This is a genomic window from Seonamhaeicola aphaedonensis (genome assembly GCF_003386195.1).
Lineage (GTDB): Bacteria > Bacteroidota > Bacteroidia > Flavobacteriales > Flavobacteriaceae > Seonamhaeicola > Seonamhaeicola aphaedonensis.
The window spans coordinates 32,159-51,866 of the sequence record NZ_QRDX01000007.1 but is presented as its reverse complement, the minus strand read 5'-3'; the positions used below and the strand labels follow the sequence as shown (position 1 = coordinate 51,866).

The following is a 19,708-nucleotide window of genomic DNA, read 5'->3' as shown; positions in this document are numbered from 1 at the left end:
CAACAGTATTCATTTTTAGCATATTAAGTTGAACTCTATTTGTTGAATTCATGTTGTTAACACTAAAATAGAGATATTTAAAGCGAATTAATTCTTTATTCAAGATTTGCTTTTTTTAGAAAGATCTTTTGTAATGATAACCTATACAAAGGTTGTTTTTTTACAAAAAATAACCTCTTTAGATATCTAAAGAGGTTATTAGATTTAATTTTATTGTTATGATTTTATCTGAAAATAACTTCTTTTCTTTCAAGTCTTCTGTTAATGTATTCTAACTTTTTAATATTGTCTAAAATATCATCACCATACTCATCTTTTAACTTAGTTATATCCTCAATACTTTCAATTTTGGTATCATTAATTCCAGTAATAATGTACCCTTCAGTAATTCCCAAATTAGAATAGAGCCATTTATTATTGGTTTCTTTTACCATAACACCATATTCAATATCGTATTCTTCTTTAAAGCTATCAGTTAGGTCCTGTAATTCCATTTTTATGAAGTTTACAGTAAATGCATCTGTACTGGAGAGCTTGACCTTTAGTGTTTTTCGGGTTCCGTTTCTTTCAACTTCAACATGAACAACATCATTTGGTCTTTTAGTTTTAATATAACCACTTAAATCTTCAAACTTTGAAATCTCAATATTGTCAAGTCTTTTGATGATGTCTTTAGGTTTAATTCCTGCTTTTTCCGCACCAGAATTTTTGATTACTTCGTCAACAAAGACACCTTCTGAATAGTCGATGTTCTCTTTTTCAGCAAATTCACTTGTAAATGTGCCCCCTCTTATACCAAGAACGCCATTTTGAACATTACCATATTCCATGATATCTTCAACTACCTTTCTCGCAATATTGCTAGGAACAGCAAATGAATAACCAATATAAGAGCCTGTTTGTGAGGTAATTGCTGTATTAATACCAATAAGTTCACCATTAGTGTTTACCAGAGCACCACCAGAATTACCTGGGTTAACAGCAGCATCAGTTTGAATAAATGATTGTGTTTGCCCTGGTTTACCTGAAATATCTCTTGATTTGGCACTAATAATACCAGCAGTAACAGTTGAAGTTAAGTTAAAAGGATTACCAACAGCTAAAACCCATTCACCAATTTTGGCATTATCAGAATCTCCAAATGTTACAAACGGGAGGTCATCATCAGCCTCGATTTTTAAAAGAGCAATGTCAGTTTTATCATCGGCTCCTATCAATTCAGCTTCATAGGTTTTATTATTATTGAGGGTTACTGATAGTTTTTGAGCATTTTTAATCACGTGGTTATTGGTAATAATGTAACCATCGGCATTAATAATTACCCCAGAACCAGTTCCTAATCTGTATTGTGGGCTGGGAGTGGTACCAAAAAAGTAATCTTGAAGACTCATTTGACCGCTACTAACAGCAACATTTTTAACATGAACAACCGCATTTACAGTGTTTTCAGCAGCTTTCACAAAATCTGGGGCTTCTGTGGTATTAAATAATGTATTTATATTACTAGTAGGAAAGAATGCGGGTGTGGTTTGAGAACTTTCAACCACTACAGTGTTTTCCTTTTCTAAAAACAATTTGTAGGCTCCAAGTGTTAAAACGCCACCTAAGGCCGAAATCAGTACTAACGATACTATCTTCTTCATAATTTTCAGTATTAAGTTTAATTTGTTTAACGATTAAAATTACTTATTTATTGGACTCATTTTTTTCATTTAACTGTTTTTTAACGCCAACTTTAACGACTATTTAACAGTCTGTAAAACGGTTTAATATTCATATATTTGTTCAACTTTTATGAAACAAGAATTTTACAAATATCAAGGAACGGGCAACGATTTTGTGATGATTGATAATCGTCAACAAACGTTCGACAAAAATAATACCAAACACGTTGCTTTTTTGTGTGACAGACGTTTTGGCATAGGGGCTGACGGACTCATCTTATTAGAAAACCATGACGTTTACGATTTTAAAATGGTTTATTATAATTCTGATGGGAATGAAAGTACCATGTGTGGAAATGGTGGACGTTGCTTAGTGGCTTTTGCAAGAGATTTAGGAGTTATTACTAACGAAACGGTTTTTGAAGCCATTGATGGAGTTCATCATGCTGCTATTGAAGGAGATTTAGTAAAACTTCAAATGGTAGATGTAAAAACCATTGAAAAATACGACCATCATACTTTTTTAGATACTGGATCTCCACACCATGTCCAATTTGAAGAGCATATTGATACTTTCGATATCAAAACTAAAGGAGCTAAAATACGTTATGGAGCTCCCTACAATGAAACAGGTAGTAATGTTAATTTCGTAAAAAAAATCTCTGATGATACTTTTACAGTAAGAACCTATGAACGCGGTGTTGAAAATGAAACATTATCTTGTGGAACTGGAGTCACAGCCGTTGCCATAGCCATGCATGCTCGAAAAGAAACGAACAATAACGTCATTAATTTGAATGTTCAAGGTGGAGACTTAAAAGTTTCTTTTGAAGTTGACAATGGTATTTATAAAAATGTTTGGCTTATTGGTCCTGCAAAATTTGTGTACCAAGGAACCATATGACAACACTTAAAGGAGAACATATCTATTTACGTGCCCTAGAACCAGAAGATTTGGAGTTTGTCCATGCGGTTGAAAATGACGAAACAATCTGGGAAATTAGCAATACACAAACACCTTTTTCTAGATTTTTAATTAAACAATATATTGAAAATGCTCATAAAGATATCTATGAGGTTAAACAATTACGATTGGTTATTTCAAGTTATAAAGATCAAGCACTAGGAATGATTGATATTTATGATTTCGATTTTAAAAATAGTAGAGCAGGAATTGGTGTTTTATTAAAAGATACAGGTAATAGAGGAAAAGGTTATGGTACCGAGGCTTTAAAATTATTACTATCTTATTGTTTTGCACATCTAGGTTTACATCAGTTATACTGCAGTATTTCAGAAGATAACGAAAAAAGCATCAAGCTTTTTGAAAAGCAAGGATTTAAAAAAGTTGGATTAAAGAGAGACTGGAATTATGTTGATGGAGCTTACAAAAACGAATATTTATTTCAGCTCATAAATAAATAACATGTACTTAAAAAAAATTCTTTGGGCTATTGCCTTAATAGGTTTGGCAGTTGTAGGCTATTTTGCTTATTATATCTATTCTGCAATGATGGTTCCTAATACTTCATTTAATAATGAAGAAGCCTATATTTATATAAGATCAAATGATACTTATAAAGAGGTAAGAGAGCAATTGGAGCCCTTGCTGAAGAATATTAATAAGTTTGATGCCTTGGCTAAACAAAAAAAATATATCAGTAATATCAAGGCTGGGAAATTTGTTATTAAAAATGGGATGAGTAATAATGATATTATTAACTCTATTCGAAGTAAAAATATTCCTGTAAAAGTATCATTTAATAACCAAAATTCCATAGAAAAATTAGCCGGAAGAATTGCACTTCAAATTGAGGCAGATAGTATTTCTCTATTAAAAGCCATGACGGATAATAGTTTTTATGCTGAAAACAATTTTAAAGAAGAAACAGCTTTAGGAATGTATCTACCTAACAGTTATGAGTTTTTTTGGAACACATCAGCAGAAGCATTTAGAGACCGGATGTTAAAGGAATATAACAGGTTTTGGAACGAAATCCGTTTGAATAAAGCCCAATCACTTGGTTTATCCAAAGATGAGGTAATGGCTTTAGCCTCTATAGTTTACGAAGAATCTAAACAACCTACAGAGCAACCTAGAATTGCTGGGGTATATATTAATAGATTGAAAATTGGCATGCCTTTACAGGCGGATCCTACACTTAAATTTGCAGCCTATAAATTGCCAAAGTATAGGAATACTACAATTAAACGTGTTTTGAATATTCACAAAGAAATCGATTCTCCATACAATACCTATAAATATACAGGTTTACCACCTGGGCTTGTTACCATGCCAGACTTGTCTGCTATCGATGCCGTTTTAAACTATGAAAAGCATAAATACCTATATTTTGCAGCCGATGCTAAACGAATGGGCTTTCATAAGTTTGCCAAAACATTATCACAGCATAATATTAATGCTAGGGAATATCAAAAGTATTTGTCTTCACAAGGAATTTACAAATAGTGAGGTGGTTTAGGGCTAAATATCTATTAATTGCTTTAATTTCTGTTCAGTCGTATTCACAATCTAAACTCAATGCTTTTTTAACACCAAGTGATTCACTCAATATACCAAGACGAAATTTGGTTGTGATTTCTGAAGCTTCAATAGCTGCAGTTTCCTTAGTTGGACTAAACCAGTTGTGGTATTCAGATTTTGAACGCTCTAAATTTCATACCGTAAACGATAATACCCAATGGCTTCAAATGGATAAAATGGGGCATATTTTTACATCTTACCAAATAGGCAGAGCAGGAGCCGATTTGTTGCGTTGGAGTGGGATAGGTAAAAAAGATCAATTATGGTACGGAGCAACGCTTGGTTTTGGTTTTTTAGCAGCTGTGGAGATATTAGATGGTTATTCAAAAGAATGGGGTTTTTCATGGGGTGATGTCGCTGCAAATGGCTTAGGGACAGGACTCTATATTGGACAAGAATTACTTTGGAATGAGCAACGAATTGATGTTAAGTACTCTTTTCACCAAACAAAATATGCTTCAATTAATCCTGAAAAGCTTGGTAATAACCTATTAGAGCAGGTTTTAAAAGACTATAACGGACAAACGTATTGGTTGAGTGTTAATCTCCATTCATTTTTTAGAGACAGTAAAATTCCCAAATGGCTAAATGTAGCGGTAGGTTATGGGGCAGAAGGCATGTTAGGGGAATCAGAAGATATTGACAATCAGTTGTTAACAAGTAATTCAAGAAGACGAAAACTCTATTTGAGTTTTGATGTAAATTTGAATAGGATTAAAACCCATTCTCCCTTATTAAGATCAATTTTTAGCATTATAAATATGATAAAAATGCCTTTTCCTACTCTAGAATTTAGTAAAAAAAGGTGTGTATTTCATCTATTCTACTACTAAAAGAAGTATTTAATCGAGTAGTTTTGATGATATTGTTTTTTTTTATAATTTTGCACGCTCAAATTTCAAGGCATAATTTTTATTTAAAAATGTGCTGAAAAAATTTAAAATTATGGTAAAGAATATTGCAAGTTATTCAATTTCGACACTTACAATATGCTTTTTATTGTATGTTTCGTTTAGTTCAAACGAAACTGTTGATTTGAGTAAGTATTCTACTAAAGGATTAGACTTAAACTACACAGTAAGTCTAGAGGCTAGAGATAAGAATCTTATAGCGTCGAACGAAGGTTTCTCACCGTTTTTAGACAAATCATTTGTTGGTTTTAAAGAAGCATTAGCTTTTAAAGAGTCTAGAGGTGATTATGCTTGCGTAAACAAATTTGGGTATTTAGGCAAGTATCAATTTGGTAAAGAAACATTAAAACTGATTGGAATTCATAATCCAGAACAGTTTTTAAATGATCCTAAACTACAGGAAAAAGCGTTTATTGCCAACGCAGAGCGTAATAAATGGATTTTAAGACGAGACATCAGAAATTTTGTTGGAAAACGAATTAATGGTATTGTTGTTACTGAATCTGGAATTTTAGCGGCTGCACATTTAGCAGGACCTGGTAGTGTAAAAAAGTATTTAAGAAGTTACGGACTGGATAATTTTGCTGATGGTTTTGGAACCACAGTTTACTCGTATATGAAGCGTTTTTCTGGTTATGATACTTCTTTTATTAAACCTAATAGAAAAGCTAAAGCCATTTAGTGTTTTAACTTTTATGGATGATGAATATGGTAGGTCTTTTATGTAGGTCTACCATATTTTTTTTCCACTGGTTTACTGTTTGTGTTTTTATAAATTCTGTTGAAAGTGTAATATCGCAAGCTACACAAACATTGGTGAGCTCACCTAAAGCAGAAGTGATATCTTCTAGCATTTTATTGTTCCTATAAGGTGTTTCGATAAAAACTTGAGATTGATTTTGTTCAAGTGATAAACGTTCTAAACGTCTTAATTCATTTTTCCTTTCGTTTTTATCAATAGGAAGGTAGCCATTGAAAGCAAAGCGTTGCCCGTTCATGCCTGAACTCATTAATGCTAGTAGTATTGACGATGGCCCAACCAAGGGAATTACTTTGATGTTCTTTTTATGGGCAATTTTTACAATATCTGCACCAGGATCAGCAATTCCTGGACAACCAGCTTCAGAGAGTAAACCAACATTTTCGCCTTTTGAGCAAGAACTCAAAAAGTTTGGCAAATCTGTTATATCTGTGTGCTTATTTAAAATAAAAAATTGTAAAGAGGGTTGTGATTTTTCAGGGGTAATCTTTTTTATGAAACGTCTGGCAGATTTTTCGTTTTCAACAATAAAAATATTTATTCGTTCAATAGTTTCTTTGATAGTAATGGGCAATACCTCAAGAGGTTCGTTTTCACCTAAAGTGCAAGGAATTAGATATAGATGGCCTTTTCTGTTCATTAAATAAATTAACTCAGCTTGTCAGCTATAATAGTACAAGCTTCGTCCAGCATTTTGTATACGTTTTCGAAACCTTGGTCACCACCGTAATAGGGGTCTGGAACATCATAATTCTGATTTGGGTAAACAAGGTTCAATATCATACTAACCTTTTGAACATCACTTTCACTTCTGGCTAAGCGTAGCACATTTTGATAATTAGAATCATCCATTACATAAATAAAATCAAAATTATCAAAATCATTAACAGTAAATTGTCGAGCTTTGAGATGTGATATGTCTAATCCATATTTTTTAGCCACAGCAATAGAACGACTATCTGGTTGTTTTCCAGTATGATAATTAGCAGTACCAGCAGAATCAATAAAAAAGGAGTGGGAGGTTAGTTTGGATTTTAAAATACCCTCTGCTAATGGTGAACGGCAAATATTGCCTAAACAAACCATCAGAATTTTAACCATTTGAATTGCGTTTTATACAGAAAGTTTTTTGGTAATATCCTCAACGTATTTTCTAAACTGCTTATCTGTTGAAGATAGGTTGTCTACAGTTTTGCAAGCATGCAAAACAGTGGCATGGTCACGTTTACCAATTTGTGAACCAATACTTGCCAATGAGGCTTTGGTGAATTTTTTAGCAAAAAACATAGCTAACTGACGTGCCTGAACAATGTGGCGTTTTCTTGTTTTAGATTGAAGCGTATCAATATCCATTTGAAAATAGTCTGATACTACTTTTTGTATATAATCTATAGAAACTTCGCGTTTGGTGTTTTTAACAAATTTCTCAACAATAATTCTTGCCAAGTCCAGCGTGATTTCCTTTTTGTTGAAGGATGACTGAGCAATTAAAGAAATGATAGCACCTTCTAATTCTCTTACGTTGGTTTTAATATTTTTTGCAACATAATCGATAATTTCCTCTGGCATTTCAACGCCATCTCTATAAAGTTTATTCTTTAATATAGAAACCCTAGTTTCAAAGTCTGGTGTTTGTAATTCAGCAGAAAGTCCCCATTTAAAACGTGATAGCAAACGTTGTTCAATATCTTGCATATCAACTGGAGCTTTATCGCTGGTAAGTACAACTTGTTTACCATTTTGATGTAAATGATTGAAGATATGAAAGAAAACATCTTGTGTTCCAGACTTTCCAGAAAGAAATTGTACATCATCAATAATTAATACATCAATAATTTGATAAAAATGAATAAAATCATTTCTATTGTTTTTTTTGATAGCATCAATGTACTGTTGGGTAAATTTTTCAGCTGAAATGTATAAAACGGTTTTTTCTGGGTACTTATCTTTGATATCAACACCAATAGCATGTGCTAAATGTGTTTTTCCTAAACCTACGCCACCAAAAATAAGCAGCGGGTTAAATGATGTGCCTCCAGGTTTGTTGGCAACCGCTAAACCTGCACTTCTGGCTAAGCGATTTGAATCTCCTTCTAAAAAATTGTCAAAACTATAGTTGGGATTTAGCTGTGATTCAATTTTCACATTTCTAATACCGGGAATAACAAAAGGGTTTCTTAACTCAGGACTTTTATTATTTAATGGAATATCAACATCTTGTGATTTTACGGCTGTTCTATTAGAACTAGGAATCTTTTCTGTAAAGGGTTGTTTGTTGCCATAGGTGTTTTCCATTTTAATAATGTAAACCAATTTGGCATTTTTACCTAGCTCTTTGGTAAGGGCAACTTTTAAAATTTTAACGTAGTGCTCCTCAAGCCACTCATAAAAGAATTTGCTTGGAACCTGAATGCTTAAAGCATTTTCAGTAAGTTTAACAGCAATTATGGGTTCAAACCATGTTTTATATGCTTGCGGTTGAATATTATCTTTTATGAATTCCAGACAATTATTCCATACTGATTCCGCAGTTAAACTCATTGTTAAATTTTGTGGTTTTTGTTAGTTAGTAATTTGAGAAGAAATCAGAAATAGCGTCCCCTTCTTCTAACGGCAAATATGTGAACAAAATTCTTAAAAAAAAAATGAAATTCTATTGAATTTTCAGAAATTTTTCCTCATGTTTATTTGCTTTCCGAAGCTACAAAAAAATATTTAATTATTACAATGAAATTCGACGAAATACAAATAAGAGTGCGTTATGGAGAAACTGACCAAATGGGTGTAGTTTATCACGGCAACTATGCATTATATCTTGAAATGGGAAGAATTGAATGGCTAAGAAAACTAGGCATTTCATACAAAAAAATGGAAGAGGGCGGTGTTATGCTTCCTGTTGTTTCGTTGAATATAAATTATAAAAAGTCAGCAGGTTATGATGACTTAATTAATGTAAAAACTCAATTAAAAAATATTCCCACAGCAAAGATTGAATTTGATTACGAAATCACTAATGAAAAAGGTGAAATTCTAACAACAGCAACTACCAGTTTAGTATTCATTGACATGAAAACTAATAAACCAACTCGGGCACCAAAATATATTTTAGATGCCATTGGAAATTTGGGTTAAACTTTTTTGATATTTATTTCGTAGAGTTTATTAAAAGTTTTAAAAACAGATTCGGCTTCTTTTTTTCTTACTGAAATTGTGATTTGGCAGTCTAGCTCCATTTTTTGATGAGTGATGTTTAAGTTTTTTTCCTTGATAATTCTCATCACCGTATTCATATTTTGATAACCAAAAAAGATGTTATAATCAACATTGATGGTCTTTTTAATAATATTAGCCGCTTCTAAAGTTAATTGTGCTGTAGTTTTATAAGCATTTGTAAGTCCGCTAACCCCCAATTTAACGCCTCCAAAATAACGTACCACAACTATTAGCACATTGGTTAGATTAAAAGATAGTATTTGGTTATAGATTGGCATGCCTGCAGAGTTACTGGGTTCACCATCGTCATTAGCCCTAAATATAGCGGTTTCGGTTCCTATTTTATAGGCGTAACACCAGTGTCTTGCCGAATGATGTTTCTTTTTTAGATTTTCAATATGTTCTTTAGCCTCGTTTTCGTTTAATACGGGAAAGGCGTATCCAAAAAACTTGCTATTCTTATCCTTGAATAAGATATCCTCTATGGTCTCAGTAATAGTTTTGTATGTGTCTTTTTCAGTCAATTTTTAAAATAAAGCACTTTTAATTTTAAATAAATCTACAATATCTTCTTTTTTTGGGTTTAAATGCCATGTATTTAAATTTAAGTCATCGGCAGTTAAAATGTTATCTTTATTATCATCAATGAAAAGACATGTTTCTGCTTTGAGGTTATTTTTATTTAGAATGAAATTAAAAATGTCTTTATCTGGTTTTCTCAACTGGATTTTGTGTGATAAGTAGAATTCATCAAAGCAGCTTTTAAAATCTTCATAAAAAGGTATGTTGTCTTTAATCCAGCTTATATGAAGTTCATTGGTGTTACTCAATAAAATGAGTTTGTAATTTGAGTTTTTCTTTAAATCTTTTAGGAAATCTAACCTGTATTTAGGAAATTCATCTAAAATGGAATTCCATTTACTTATAATCTCCTCCTTGGATAGGATCGGAAAATAACTTTGATATTTTGATAAAAAAGAATCTTTTGATATTTCACCTTTTTCAAATTGAATATTGGTTTCAATAATGTCGGTATAATGTTTAGATGACTCGAAATGTTTTATATAGTCTAACGTGTAAGCTTCATTGAGATTGATAAAAACATTACCAAAATCGAAAATAATGGTGTTAATCATTCTTGTATATTTTAAGAATGTCTTTGGAAACTTTTTGCTGTGATACTAATTTACTATTTAAAATGGGAGCTTTAGTGCCTTTTTTAAAACAAGTATTCCCTGTAAACACTCGAGCTTCATCCCAAAGATTTTCATCTATAAATGTTTGAAGTGTTTTGCTTCCACCCTCAATGATTACCGAGTTTATTTGATGTTCAAATAAAATGTTGCATACTTCATGCGCTAAACTAGATTCATAAAATGCAACTTCTTCAAAAACATTGCTTTTAGTTGAAGAAACTTCTTTGTCCGTTATAACAATGGTTTTGGATGCATCATCAAAAACATTAAAATCTTGTGATAGTTTTAGGTCACCATCTAAAACAATTCTAATAGGGTTTTTACCTGTCCAATCACGAACTGTTAAACTAGGGTTATCTTGTATTACAGTATTTATACCAACTAAAATAGCTTGCTCTTCGGTGCGCCATTTGTGTACTATTTGTCTTGAATATTTGTTGGTAATCCAAACAGGTTTTTGTTCGTTTTTCGTGTCTGGAGCTATAAAACCATCTGAGGTTTCTGCCCATTTTAATATAATATAAGGGCGCTTTTTATTGTGATAAGTAAAAAAGCGTTTATGGTGTTCTTTACATGCTCGCTCTAAAATCCCAACTATCACATTTGTACCCGCTTCCCTCAATTTTTTAATACCTTTTCCGGCTACAAGTGTATTATCATCAATGCAACCAATCACTACATTAGGAATACTATGTTTAATAATCAAGTCACTGCAGGGAGGTGTTTTGCCATAATGCGAGCAAGGTTCTAAGGTTACATAAAGTGTACTCTCTTTTAAAAGATCTTTGTTTTTAACAGAGTTTATAGCATTTAATTCTGCGTGATTACCACCGTAAGCGCTAGTATAACCCTCTCCAATAATTTTATTATTAAGAACAATTACGGCGCCAACCATTGGGTTGGGACGGGTAGTGCCTAAGCCGTTTTTACCAATTTCAATGCAACGTTGTATGTATAGTTCATGGTTTGCCAAGTACTAAATCTTAATTTTTATATTTTCTGTTTTGTCAATGGTGTAGGTATAAGAAAAGCCTAGTGCTTTGTAAACAATATCTCCTTTATATTGAACCTTAACTTTTTTACTAAATAAACTACCAATAAGACCACCAATACTTTTGTTATTGAAAATACTATCGGTTGGAATATAAGCACTAAGCGGAATAGAAAACTCTTTTTGCGGAGGAACCTTGAAACTTTCTGTTGATACCGTTGCCATTTCATTATTGTTTACAAATATTTTTATGGCATCTGTTTTTAACCTACCACCAATATCATTGGGATTTAAAAATAAAGCATTAGCGGTAAGTGTAACTTGACTTGGAGAGGATTCCAATACTTTTATATTCTCAACCCTTAAAAATTCTGGTTTTTCCCTTACAGTGCAACAGCAACACAATAAAGTAATTGTTGATAAAATAATAAATGCTCTCATTTACGTTTTTACAGATTTAAGTATCTTCACTTGCGCAAAAATACCATTTTAAAGTGAGTAAAGATACTATTGTTATTAGAGAAATACAGCCTCAAGATAATACTCAAATAGAGCAAGTTATTAGAGCTTGTTTCCATGAATTTAATATCCCTTTAATTGGTACAGCCTATGAGGATGAAGAAACTCCAAAAATGTATGAGTCTTATCAAAATGATAATGATATCTATTATGTAATTGATCATAATGTAGAAATTTTAGGAGGTGCAGGTATTAAACCTTTAAAAGATTTTAATAGGCGTATTTGTGAACTTCAAAAAATGTATTTTTCCCCAAAAGTAAGAGGTAAAGGACTTGGTAAGAACATGTTTAAAACGTGTTTAAAGGCTGCAAAGGATTTAGGATATGAGCAATGCTATTTAGAATCCGCACCACAATTAAAAGCTGCTATTCATATTTATGAGAGTTTTGGTTTTAAACATTTAAAAGGAGCATTAGGGAATACAGGTCATTATAACTGCGGTGTTTGGATGATTAAGGATTTATGATAAAGTTGAGAGATATTCAAAATAAATTTCATAATGAATTAACTTCAATATATTCTAAAGAAGAAATTGATAATTTTTTCTACTTGCTAACAGAGTCTTATTTTGATACGAGCAGATTGCAATTAGCGCTGAATTTTGAAGCTGAAATTGATAATCCAGAAACGATTATGACTGCTTTGGAGTTGCTTAAAAAAGAAAAGCCTATTCAATATATCCTAGGAGAAACAGAGTTTTATGGAATATCATTAAAAGTGAATGAACATGTGCTCATTCCCAGACCTGAAACCGAGGAGTTGGTGAATTGGATTATACAAGAGTTTAAAGACCAAAATTCAGAATTAAAAGTTTTAGATATAGGTACTGGTAGTGGTTGCATTGCAATTTCTCTATCTAAAAACTTACCAAATACAAAGGTATATGCCTTAGATGTCAGCAAGGAAGCTTTAAAGGTAGCCAGGTATAATGCTGAGCTGAACAAAGTTGAAATTCAATTTATTGAAGATGATATTTTAAAACCAAAGACCAAAGACCAAAGCCCAAGGTTTGATGTTATTGTATCCAACCCGCCCTACGTTAGAGTGAGAGAAAAACCGTTAATGAAAGCTAATGTTTTAGATTACGAACCGCATTTAGCACTTTTTGTAGAAGATAATAATCCGTTGTTATTTTATAAAGCTATTTGTGAGTATTCAAAAAAGAACTTGAAAGAAAGTGGAACTTTGTTGTTTGAAATCAATGAATATTTAGGAAATGAGATGTTACAACTATTAAAAGATTACAATTTTAAGAGCATAGAATTAAAAAAAGATATCTTCAATAAAGATAGAATGATAAAAGGAGTGTTTTCAGTTTAGTATTTTTTAGATATCTATCGAAAATATCATAGCGAATAAGTGTTTAAAATGAATGTAAAAGACAAAATAAACCAACTAAGAGTCGAACTCAGAGCCCATAATTATAATTATTATGTACTTGATAACCCTACTATTTCAGATTATGAGTTCGATATAAAGTTAAAAGAGCTCCAAGCTTTAGAGGAACAGAATCCTGAGTTTTTTGATGCCAATTCTCCAACGCAACGTGTTGGAGGTGAGGTAACCAAAAATTTTGAAACGGTTGTTCATGAAAACCGTATGTATTCTCTGGATAATTCATACTCTAAAGAAGATTTGCAGGACTGGGAAAAACGGATAAAAAAATTAGTTGATGGTGATATTCAATATACTTGTGAGTTAAAATATGATGGTGCATCCATTAGTTTAATCTATGAAAATGGAGTATTGGTTAAAGCTGTAACTAGAGGAGATGGCTTTCAAGGAGATAATGTTACAGCTAATGTTAAAACCATTAGGTCGGTGCCACTTCAACTTCAGGGTGATTATCCTTCAAAATTTGAAATAAGAGGAGAGATTGTATTGCCTTTTGAAGGCTTCAATAAAATGAATGAAGAGCGCGTTTTAAAAGGCGAAGAACCCTACAGAAATCCAAGGAATACAGCATCTGGGAGTTTAAAATTACAAGATAGTTCCGAGGTTTCTAAAAGGCCATTAGAATGTCTTTTATATAGCATCAAAGCTGAAAACTTAGGTATTGATAGCCAATTTGAAAGTTTAGAAAAAGCTCGAGCTTGGGGTTTTAAAGTGCCTGATGTTGCCAAACTTGTTAATTCTATTGATGAAGTTATAGAGTTTATAGAATATTGGGATAAAGCACGTCATATACTACCTTACGAGACTGATGGTGTTGTTGTTAAGGTGAATAGTTTACAGCAACAAGAGGAACTAGGTTATACCGCAAAAGCACCACGTTGGGCTATAGCTTTTAAGTTTAAGGCAGAACAAGTGTCAACCACATTAAATAGTATCACATATCAAGTGGGACGTACTGGTGCTATAACACCTGTGGCGAATTTAGAACCGGTTGAATTAGCTGGAACTACAGTAAAAAGAGCGTCACTACACAATGCCGATCAAATTGAAAAACTAGATATAAGAATAGGTGACGAGGTCTATGTTGAAAAAGGAGGTGAAATTATACCAAAGATTTTGGGAGTTGATTTATCTAAACGTCCTGAATTTTCGCTCCCTACAAAGTATATTACACACTGTCCAGAATGTGAAACGGAGTTAATAAGGAAGGAAGGCGAAGCGCAGCATTATTGCCCAAATTATAATGGCTGTAAGCCACAAATTATTGGCCGTATTCAACATTTTATTTCGCGTAAGGCTATGGATATTGAAGGTTTGGGAGGAGAAACGGTTGCTTTATTAGTTAATGCTGGACTTATTGATAATTACTCAGATTTATATGAATTGACTAAAGAGGAAGTAATTCCATTAGAACGCATGGCAGAAAAAAGCGCTGATAATTTAATAGAAGGGATAGCATTATCTCTAAATATTCCTTTTGAACGTGTTTTATACGCTCTGGGAATTAGGTATGTTGGGGAAACAGTTGCTAAAAAACTTGCCAAACATTATAAGAGTATTGAAGCTATTGCGAACGCTACTGAAGAAGATTTAATCAATGTTGATGAAATTGGTGCTAAAATAGCAGAAAGTGTTGTGGATTTTTTTAGCTCTCATGAAAACAACATAATAATAGAAAGGCTTAAGCAATTTGGAGTGCAGTTAAAGATATCTGAAGAGCAATTAGAAGGACAAACCAATATTCTAGAGGGGCAATCTATTGTAGTATCTGGGGTTTTTGAAACAATTTCAAGAAACGATTTAAAAAAATTAATTGAAGATAATGGGGGAAAGGTGAGTAGTTCTATTTCTTCAAAAACCAGTTTTATAGTTGCTGGAGATAATATGGGACCTAGTAAGAAGGATAAAGCAGAAAAGTTACATATAGATATAATTTCTGAGTTTGATTTCTTACAAAAAATAAAATAAATTAAAAAAATAATCGATAAAAAGCATTTTTTTACCGTTTAATTGTAAAATTTATTTATATTTGTCCTGTAACCAAATCTATCAAAATGTACAAGTCGAAAGCCTTGGTAAGTTTAGTGTTAATAATTTATCTATTATTTACCGTCTATGGATTTATGGGTAATGAAAATGTTGCTTTTACATTAGATTCATTAATTCTACCATCAATAGCTGTATTTTATTTTTTGTTTATTAAACAGAAAACAGCTTTTTTTACTTTGTTCCTTGTGTGTTATGCAGGGTCAGATCTTATAGGTTTGTTAGTTGATTATATTCCCGAAAGTGAGCATTACTACTTAGTATATGATTTAGATTATTATATAGGCAATTCTTTATATGTTACAGCCTATGTGGCTCTTTTAATTGAGATATGTAAAAAGTTAAATGTACTTCATATTATAAAACATTTTAAAATACATTTGATTGTATTAACAATACTAAGTGCTTGGGTAGTTTATGTGCTTCAAAAAACAATAGTAAATACATTAACTAATTCTAGTGAGTATTATTTGGAGTTAGCTTACAATATAGTGATGCTTTTATTGTTATCTGGAGCATTATTAAATTTCTTTTGTAGGGATAATCAGAAGTCGTTATATTTATTTTTGGGAGCTCTTTGTATTGTGTTTTCTGAAGTTATAGAAGTTGCCTATATATACATAGCTCAAAGAAATTTGCTTAATTTTTTATCAACAACTTTAACGTTATCTGCTTTTTATTTCTTTTGCAAACAAATAAGTATACTAGATACCAAAGAGGAAGAATTGCATAATATTATTTCAAACTCACCTAAATCAACCGAAGTTTAAAAAAGGGGATACTCTGCCTGTGTAAGTACAATATTATTGTAGAAAGAAAAAATGTAATAACAGCCGTAACAAATAAAATACCACCATCATTATTTGTTTCTATTCCAAGTTTAGTAAGATGCATGAGTATGGCGCCGCCTATAACTGTTAAAGTTAATGTTGCTCCTATCCAAATGGTCTTTGGTATGAGTAAGAATACCCCTGCAATTAGTTCTAGAATTCCAATAGCAATTCTACCATAAGGTTCTAAACCAACTTTGGTAAAGATATATACGCTATCTGGGTGGGCCGTAAATTTAAAGCGTAAGGTTTGTATTAAAATGAGGGCTACAATAAGTCTTAATCCAAATGGAATATATTTTTTCATTTTGCTTTATTTGTGATTTTTAGACGAAACAAATAGCAAAACTTACTATAAAAACTATATAATCACACTAAAATTGAGGTTCCGTTGGCTGATTTATTTTTATCTGTATCAAAGTAAAAATCTATTTTTCCGAGATTGATACCATAAGCGCCCACTTGGTTGATAAGTATATTTTTACCTTCTATGTTTCTAGCAACGGTTGGTTTTTTTAGGAATGTATGAGTGTGACCACCAATTATAAGATCTATATCTTTTGTAGCTGCGGCTAAATTTAAATCGCTTATTCTGTCTGGTGAATTTTTGTAATGGTAACCTAAATGGGAGAGACAAATAACCAAATCGCAATATTCTTCAGTCTTCAAAATACGACTCATATCCTGAGTGACCTCTAAGGGATCAAGATATATTGTTTCTTTGTATAAAGACTTTTCAACTAAACCATTAAGCTCTATTCCTAAGCCAAAAACACCAATTTTAATACCATCTATTTTAAAAATTTTAAAGGGCTTCACGTGGGCATCCATGATGGTATTTGTAAAATCATAATTAGCAGAAACAAATTCAAATTGTGCATGTGGCAATTGGGCATATAATCCATCAATACTGTTATCAAAATCGTGGTTTCCAATAGTCGCCAAATCGTATTTTAACATACTCATTAACTTAAATTCTAATTCACCCCCATAATAATTAAAATACGGCGTGCCTTGGAAAATATCGCCAGCATCTAGTAATAGAGTATTAGGGTTTTCTTTTCTAATAGCTTCAATGAGGCTAGCGCGTCTTGCAACTCCTCCCGTATTGGCATTTCTTCCATCGTTGGGTCCAAATGGATCTATATGACTATGCACATCATTGGTGTGAAGAATAGTTATTTTAGTAGTTTTTGAGTTCGATATAAAAGATTGAAAACCTAAACTTCCTAATGTTAGAGCACTTCCTGCAGATAGTTGTTGAATAAAATCTCTTCTTTTCATATAAATTAATGTCTGATAAATCTATCGTCTCTCACAGGATTTATAGTATCAACTTTTTTAAAATAATCAATCATAGCATTTCTTATTTTGTAATCTAAATTAACCACACTTTCATTTGGTTTAAAAAACAACATGTTATCACCACTATTATATAAATAATCACTTGTAGCAATGTAGTAAGTTTTATTAATGTTGATACTCTCACCATTAATGCTAGCTTCAATGAGATTGTATTCTTGGTCAAGCAAAATTTTAAGCCCTAAAAAAGGATGAGCTCGTTTACTCTTTACCAAAAAATCAACTATTTCAATAACTTTATTTCCTTTGATACCAGCAACTACAATTTTATTTTCAAAAGGCATAACTTGGTATGCGGTTCTTGTAGTAATAGCTCCTGCTGAGATAGGGGCTCTAATACCACCGTGGTTAAGCACCACTGCATCAATGTTTTTACCGGTTTTTTTGTTAAAAATAGGGTTGCCTTCAGAAAAAACAATACTACACATTAAGTTACCTAGGGCTGTATTTAGTTCATCATCATCTTTTGTGTAAGTAGATGGTGAATACGCTAAAACACTATCTAAATCTTTATTGATATGCTCTCTGTAGGGTCTTACAAAGGCTTCAATATTTTGGTTTGAGGTAAGTAAATCAGTAATTTGAATTTGTTGACCTTCAATTTTTATTAAGTGCATCTTTTCTTGTTTGCAACCAGAAAAAACTAAAAAATTTAACAAAATGAATAAAAGTGTAAACCTCATGTGTTTAATCAGTTTTTTGAATGTACTTTTGCTACCTTTGCGCAAAGTATAAATATAAATGTTTTTAAAGGGTTTTAAGGAAAAATCTAATAAAAAGTACTTAAACAAATTGTTGTCTAAACGGTTGGTAAACGTTACTAATTCTAGGGCAGAAAGTTTAGGGGTTATCTTAAACGCTGATGAGTTTAATGATTTTGAATCTTTTAGAAAATTAGCCAATTTTATTAAGATAAAAGCTAACAGGTTAAAGATTGTTGCTTTTTCTGAAAACAAAAAAGACGATTTGAATTTTTGGGAAGTATGCTTTAATCCAAATGATTTTGGATGGAATGGCACAATAAAAAATGTTGAATTGCAATCTTTTTTAGATGAAAGTTTTGATGTATTAGTAAGTTATTACCAACAGGAAGTTTTAGAATTAAAGTTAATAACGGCAGCGTCAAAAGCTAAATTTAAAATAGGAGTTTTACAGACCGATGAGCGTTTAAACGATTTAATAATAAAAACAGATATAACAGAATTTGAAGTATTTAAAAACGAAATATTTAGATACTTAACTATATTAAATAAAATTGAAAATGAATAGTAAGTTTTTAGGAACTGGAGTTGCTTTAGTTACACCATTTAATCCAGATTTGAGTATAGATCATCAAGCATTAGCAAATATTGTAAATTACAATATTGAAAATGGTACAGAATATTTGGTTATTTGTGGAACTACAGGAGAAAGTGTGACTTTAACTAAACAAGAAAAACAAGAGGTTATCAAAACCATTTCTGATACCAACAAGGGACGTTTACCTTTAGTTTTAGGTATTGGAGGAAACAATACTGCTCAAGTTGTTGAAGAGATTAAATCAACAGATCTTAATGGTATTGATGCTATTTTGTCGGTCTCACCTTACTACAATAAACCAACACAAGAAGGATTATATCAGCACTTTAAAGCGGTAGCAGAAGCATCACCTATTGATGTTATTTTATATAATGTTCCTGGTAGAACCTCAAAAAATATGGAGCCACAAACAACCTTAAGGCTTGCTAATGACTTTAACAATATTATTGCGGTAAAAGAAGCAGGGAATAACATGGCGCAATATTTTGAATTACTTAAAAACAAACCGAGCGATTTTCTGGTAATTTCAGGTGATGATGATTTGGCTTTAGGTGTTGTCTTAGCTGGAGGAGCTGGCGTGATTTCTGTAATAGGACAAGCACTTCCAAAAGATTTTTCAGAAATGATTCGTTTAGGTTTAAAAGGTAATGTCATAGAAGCTTACAGACTACATTTTAAACTAATGGATGTTACTGGGTATATTTTTGAAGAAAATAATCCAGCAGGTATTAAAGCGGTTTTTGAGGCATTAGGTTTATGTGATGATACTGTTAGATTACCGGTAGTTCCAGCATCTAAAGAATTAAAACAAAAAATAAAGGCTTATTTGTCATAAAACTTTTTAGTATACAGATAAACAAATTTAAAGCAAGCCTTAAGTTACAGGTTTATCATATTCAAACTTAAAAGTTAAATATTACTTAAACGTTGTTATTCCTGATATTATGCAATTATTTTAGCTACAAAATTATATTTT

The 19,708-nt window shown here is 31.8% G+C and carries 23 protein-coding genes; 12 read left to right on the top strand and 11 right to left on the bottom strand.

Features of this window, described 5'->3' with window-relative positions:
- Positions 1–224 precede the first annotated feature (224 nt).
- Positions 225–1,643 carry a trypsin-like peptidase domain-containing protein gene (locus DFQ02_RS11880; RefSeq protein WP_116524661.1) on the bottom strand — a complete coding sequence of 473 codons (1,419 nt, stop codon included), beginning with the start codon at positions 1,641–1,643 and terminating at the stop codon, positions 225–227.
- A 151-nt stretch (positions 1,644–1,794) separates the two neighbouring features.
- On the opposite strand from DFQ02_RS11880, the gene dapF reads away from it, so the two are divergent.
- The 5 genes from dapF (at position 1,795) to DFQ02_RS11855 (ending at position 5,802) form a co-directional block, all read left to right on the top strand.
- Positions 1,795–2,568 (top strand): diaminopimelate epimerase, encoded by a 774-nt coding sequence (gene dapF / locus DFQ02_RS11875; protein WP_116524660.1) that lies wholly within the window; start codon positions 1,795–1,797, stop codon positions 2,566–2,568.
- Positions 2,565–3,089: a GNAT family N-acetyltransferase gene (locus tag DFQ02_RS11870; protein WP_116524659.1), complete on the top strand. Its 525-nt coding sequence runs from the start codon at positions 2,565–2,567 to the stop codon at positions 3,087–3,089. Before dapF ends, DFQ02_RS11870 begins: the two co-directional genes overlap by 4 nt.
- A gap of 1 nt (position 3,090) precedes the next feature.
- Entirely contained in the window at positions 3,091–4,134 is a 1,044-nt protein-coding gene (gene mltG / locus DFQ02_RS11865; protein WP_116524658.1) for an endolytic transglycosylase MltG, read from the top strand.
- Positions 4,134–5,042, top strand: coding sequence for a DUF2279 domain-containing protein (locus DFQ02_RS11860; protein WP_245940260.1), 909 nt, complete (start codon positions 4,134–4,136; stop codon positions 5,040–5,042). The genes mltG and DFQ02_RS11860 overlap by 1 nt, the downstream gene beginning before the upstream one ends.
- 112 nt (positions 5,043–5,154) lie before the next feature.
- Entirely contained in the window at positions 5,155–5,802 is a 648-nt protein-coding gene (locus DFQ02_RS11855; protein WP_116524657.1) for a peptidoglycan-binding protein LysM, read from the top strand.
- A 4-nt stretch (positions 5,803–5,806) separates the two neighbouring features.
- Here the strand turns inward: DFQ02_RS11855 and DFQ02_RS11850 are convergent, their stop codons facing one another.
- Genes DFQ02_RS11850 through dnaA form a run of 3 tightly spaced genes read right to left on the bottom strand, consistent with a single transcriptional unit; the run spans position 5,807 to position 8,421 of the window.
- Positions 5,807–6,520 (bottom strand): SAM-dependent methyltransferase, encoded by a 714-nt coding sequence (locus tag DFQ02_RS11850; RefSeq protein ID WP_116524656.1) that lies wholly within the window; start codon positions 6,518–6,520, stop codon positions 5,807–5,809.
- Positions 6,521–6,528: 8 nt separating this feature from the next.
- Complete coding sequence (locus tag DFQ02_RS11845; RefSeq protein WP_116524655.1) at positions 6,529–6,981, bottom strand: low molecular weight protein-tyrosine-phosphatase; 453 nt, start codon at positions 6,979–6,981, stop codon at positions 6,529–6,531.
- A 12-nt stretch (positions 6,982–6,993) separates the two neighbouring features.
- Positions 6,994–8,421 carry a chromosomal replication initiator protein DnaA gene (gene dnaA / locus DFQ02_RS11840; protein ID WP_116524654.1) on the bottom strand — a complete coding sequence of 476 codons (1,428 nt, stop codon included), beginning with the start codon at positions 8,419–8,421 and terminating at the stop codon, positions 6,994–6,996.
- Positions 8,422–8,607: 186 nt separating this feature from the next.
- Between dnaA and DFQ02_RS11835 the strand changes: the two genes are divergently transcribed.
- Positions 8,608–9,012, top strand: a complete 405-nt coding sequence (locus DFQ02_RS11835) for an acyl-CoA thioesterase (RefSeq protein ID WP_116524832.1) — start codon at positions 8,608–8,610, stop codon at positions 9,010–9,012.
- Here the strand turns inward: DFQ02_RS11835 and DFQ02_RS11830 are convergent.
- From DFQ02_RS11830 to DFQ02_RS11815, 4 genes are read right to left on the bottom strand one after another with little or no spacing between them, the layout of a single operon-like run.
- A complete protein-coding gene (locus tag DFQ02_RS11830) occupies positions 9,009–9,617 on the bottom strand; it encodes an IMPACT family protein (RefSeq protein WP_116524653.1) in 609 nt (202 codons plus the stop codon). The genes DFQ02_RS11835 and DFQ02_RS11830 overlap by 4 nt on opposite strands.
- 3 nt (positions 9,618–9,620) lie before the next feature.
- On the bottom strand, positions 9,621–10,229 hold the full coding sequence (locus DFQ02_RS11825; protein WP_116524652.1) for an HAD family hydrolase: 609 nt from the start codon (positions 10,227–10,229) through the stop codon (positions 9,621–9,623).
- Positions 10,222–11,262 (bottom strand): bifunctional diaminohydroxyphosphoribosylaminopyrimidine deaminase/5-amino-6-(5-phosphoribosylamino)uracil reductase RibD, encoded by a 1,041-nt coding sequence (gene ribD, locus DFQ02_RS11820; protein WP_116524651.1) that lies wholly within the window; start codon positions 11,260–11,262, stop codon positions 10,222–10,224. The genes DFQ02_RS11825 and ribD overlap by 8 nt, the downstream gene beginning before the upstream one ends.
- A gap of 3 nt (positions 11,263–11,265) precedes the next feature.
- On the bottom strand, positions 11,266–11,721 hold the full coding sequence (locus tag DFQ02_RS11815) for a hypothetical protein (protein WP_116524650.1): 456 nt from the start codon (positions 11,719–11,721) through the stop codon (positions 11,266–11,268).
- A 53-nt stretch (positions 11,722–11,774) separates the two neighbouring features.
- Here DFQ02_RS11815 and DFQ02_RS11810 point away from each other — a divergent pair, with 53 nt between their 5' ends.
- The 4 genes from DFQ02_RS11810 (at position 11,775) to DFQ02_RS11795 (ending at position 16,011) form a co-directional block, all read left to right on the top strand.
- Entirely contained in the window at positions 11,775–12,266 is a 492-nt protein-coding gene (locus DFQ02_RS11810) for a GNAT family N-acetyltransferase (protein ID WP_116524649.1), read from the top strand.
- Positions 12,263–13,120, top strand: a complete 858-nt coding sequence (gene prmC, locus DFQ02_RS11805; RefSeq protein WP_317124699.1) for a peptide chain release factor N(5)-glutamine methyltransferase — start codon at positions 12,263–12,265, stop codon at positions 13,118–13,120. The genes DFQ02_RS11810 and prmC overlap by 4 nt, the downstream gene beginning before the upstream one ends.
- Before the next feature lie 48 nt (positions 13,121–13,168).
- On the top strand, positions 13,169–15,163 hold the full coding sequence (ligA, locus tag DFQ02_RS11800) for an NAD-dependent DNA ligase LigA (protein WP_116524648.1): 1,995 nt from the start codon (positions 13,169–13,171) through the stop codon (positions 15,161–15,163).
- A gap of 86 nt (positions 15,164–15,249) precedes the next feature.
- Complete coding sequence (locus DFQ02_RS11795; protein WP_147297770.1) at positions 15,250–16,011, top strand: hypothetical protein; 762 nt, start codon at positions 15,250–15,252, stop codon at positions 16,009–16,011.
- Here the strand turns inward: DFQ02_RS11795 and DFQ02_RS11790 are convergent.
- The 3 genes from DFQ02_RS11790 to DFQ02_RS11780 all read right to left on the bottom strand — a co-directional run bounded on the left by DFQ02_RS11790 (position 15,992) and on the right by DFQ02_RS11780 (position 18,050).
- Entirely contained in the window at positions 15,992–16,378 is a 387-nt protein-coding gene (locus DFQ02_RS11790) for a DoxX family protein (protein ID WP_116524646.1), read from the bottom strand. The two genes, DFQ02_RS11795 and DFQ02_RS11790, sit on opposite strands and share 20 nt — an antisense overlap.
- Before the next feature lie 62 nt (positions 16,379–16,440).
- Positions 16,441–17,355: a bifunctional metallophosphatase/5'-nucleotidase gene (locus tag DFQ02_RS11785; RefSeq protein ID WP_116524645.1), complete on the bottom strand. Its 915-nt coding sequence runs from the start codon at positions 17,353–17,355 to the stop codon at positions 16,441–16,443.
- A 5-nt stretch (positions 17,356–17,360) separates the two neighbouring features.
- Positions 17,361–18,050, bottom strand: coding sequence for a 5'-nucleotidase C-terminal domain-containing protein (locus tag DFQ02_RS11780; protein WP_245940259.1), 690 nt, complete (start codon positions 18,048–18,050; stop codon positions 17,361–17,363).
- Positions 18,051–18,174: 124 nt separating this feature from the next.
- Between DFQ02_RS11780 and DFQ02_RS11775 the strand changes: the two genes are divergently transcribed.
- Positions 18,175–18,702 carry a DUF6913 domain-containing protein gene (locus DFQ02_RS11775; protein ID WP_116524644.1) on the top strand — a complete coding sequence of 176 codons (528 nt, stop codon included), beginning with the start codon at positions 18,175–18,177 and terminating at the stop codon, positions 18,700–18,702.
- Positions 18,695–19,567 carry a 4-hydroxy-tetrahydrodipicolinate synthase gene (gene dapA / locus DFQ02_RS11770; RefSeq protein ID WP_116524643.1) on the top strand — a complete coding sequence of 291 codons (873 nt, stop codon included), beginning with the start codon at positions 18,695–18,697 and terminating at the stop codon, positions 19,565–19,567. Before DFQ02_RS11775 ends, dapA begins: the two co-directional genes overlap by 8 nt.
- The last annotated feature ends 141 nt before the right edge of the window (positions 19,568–19,708 follow it).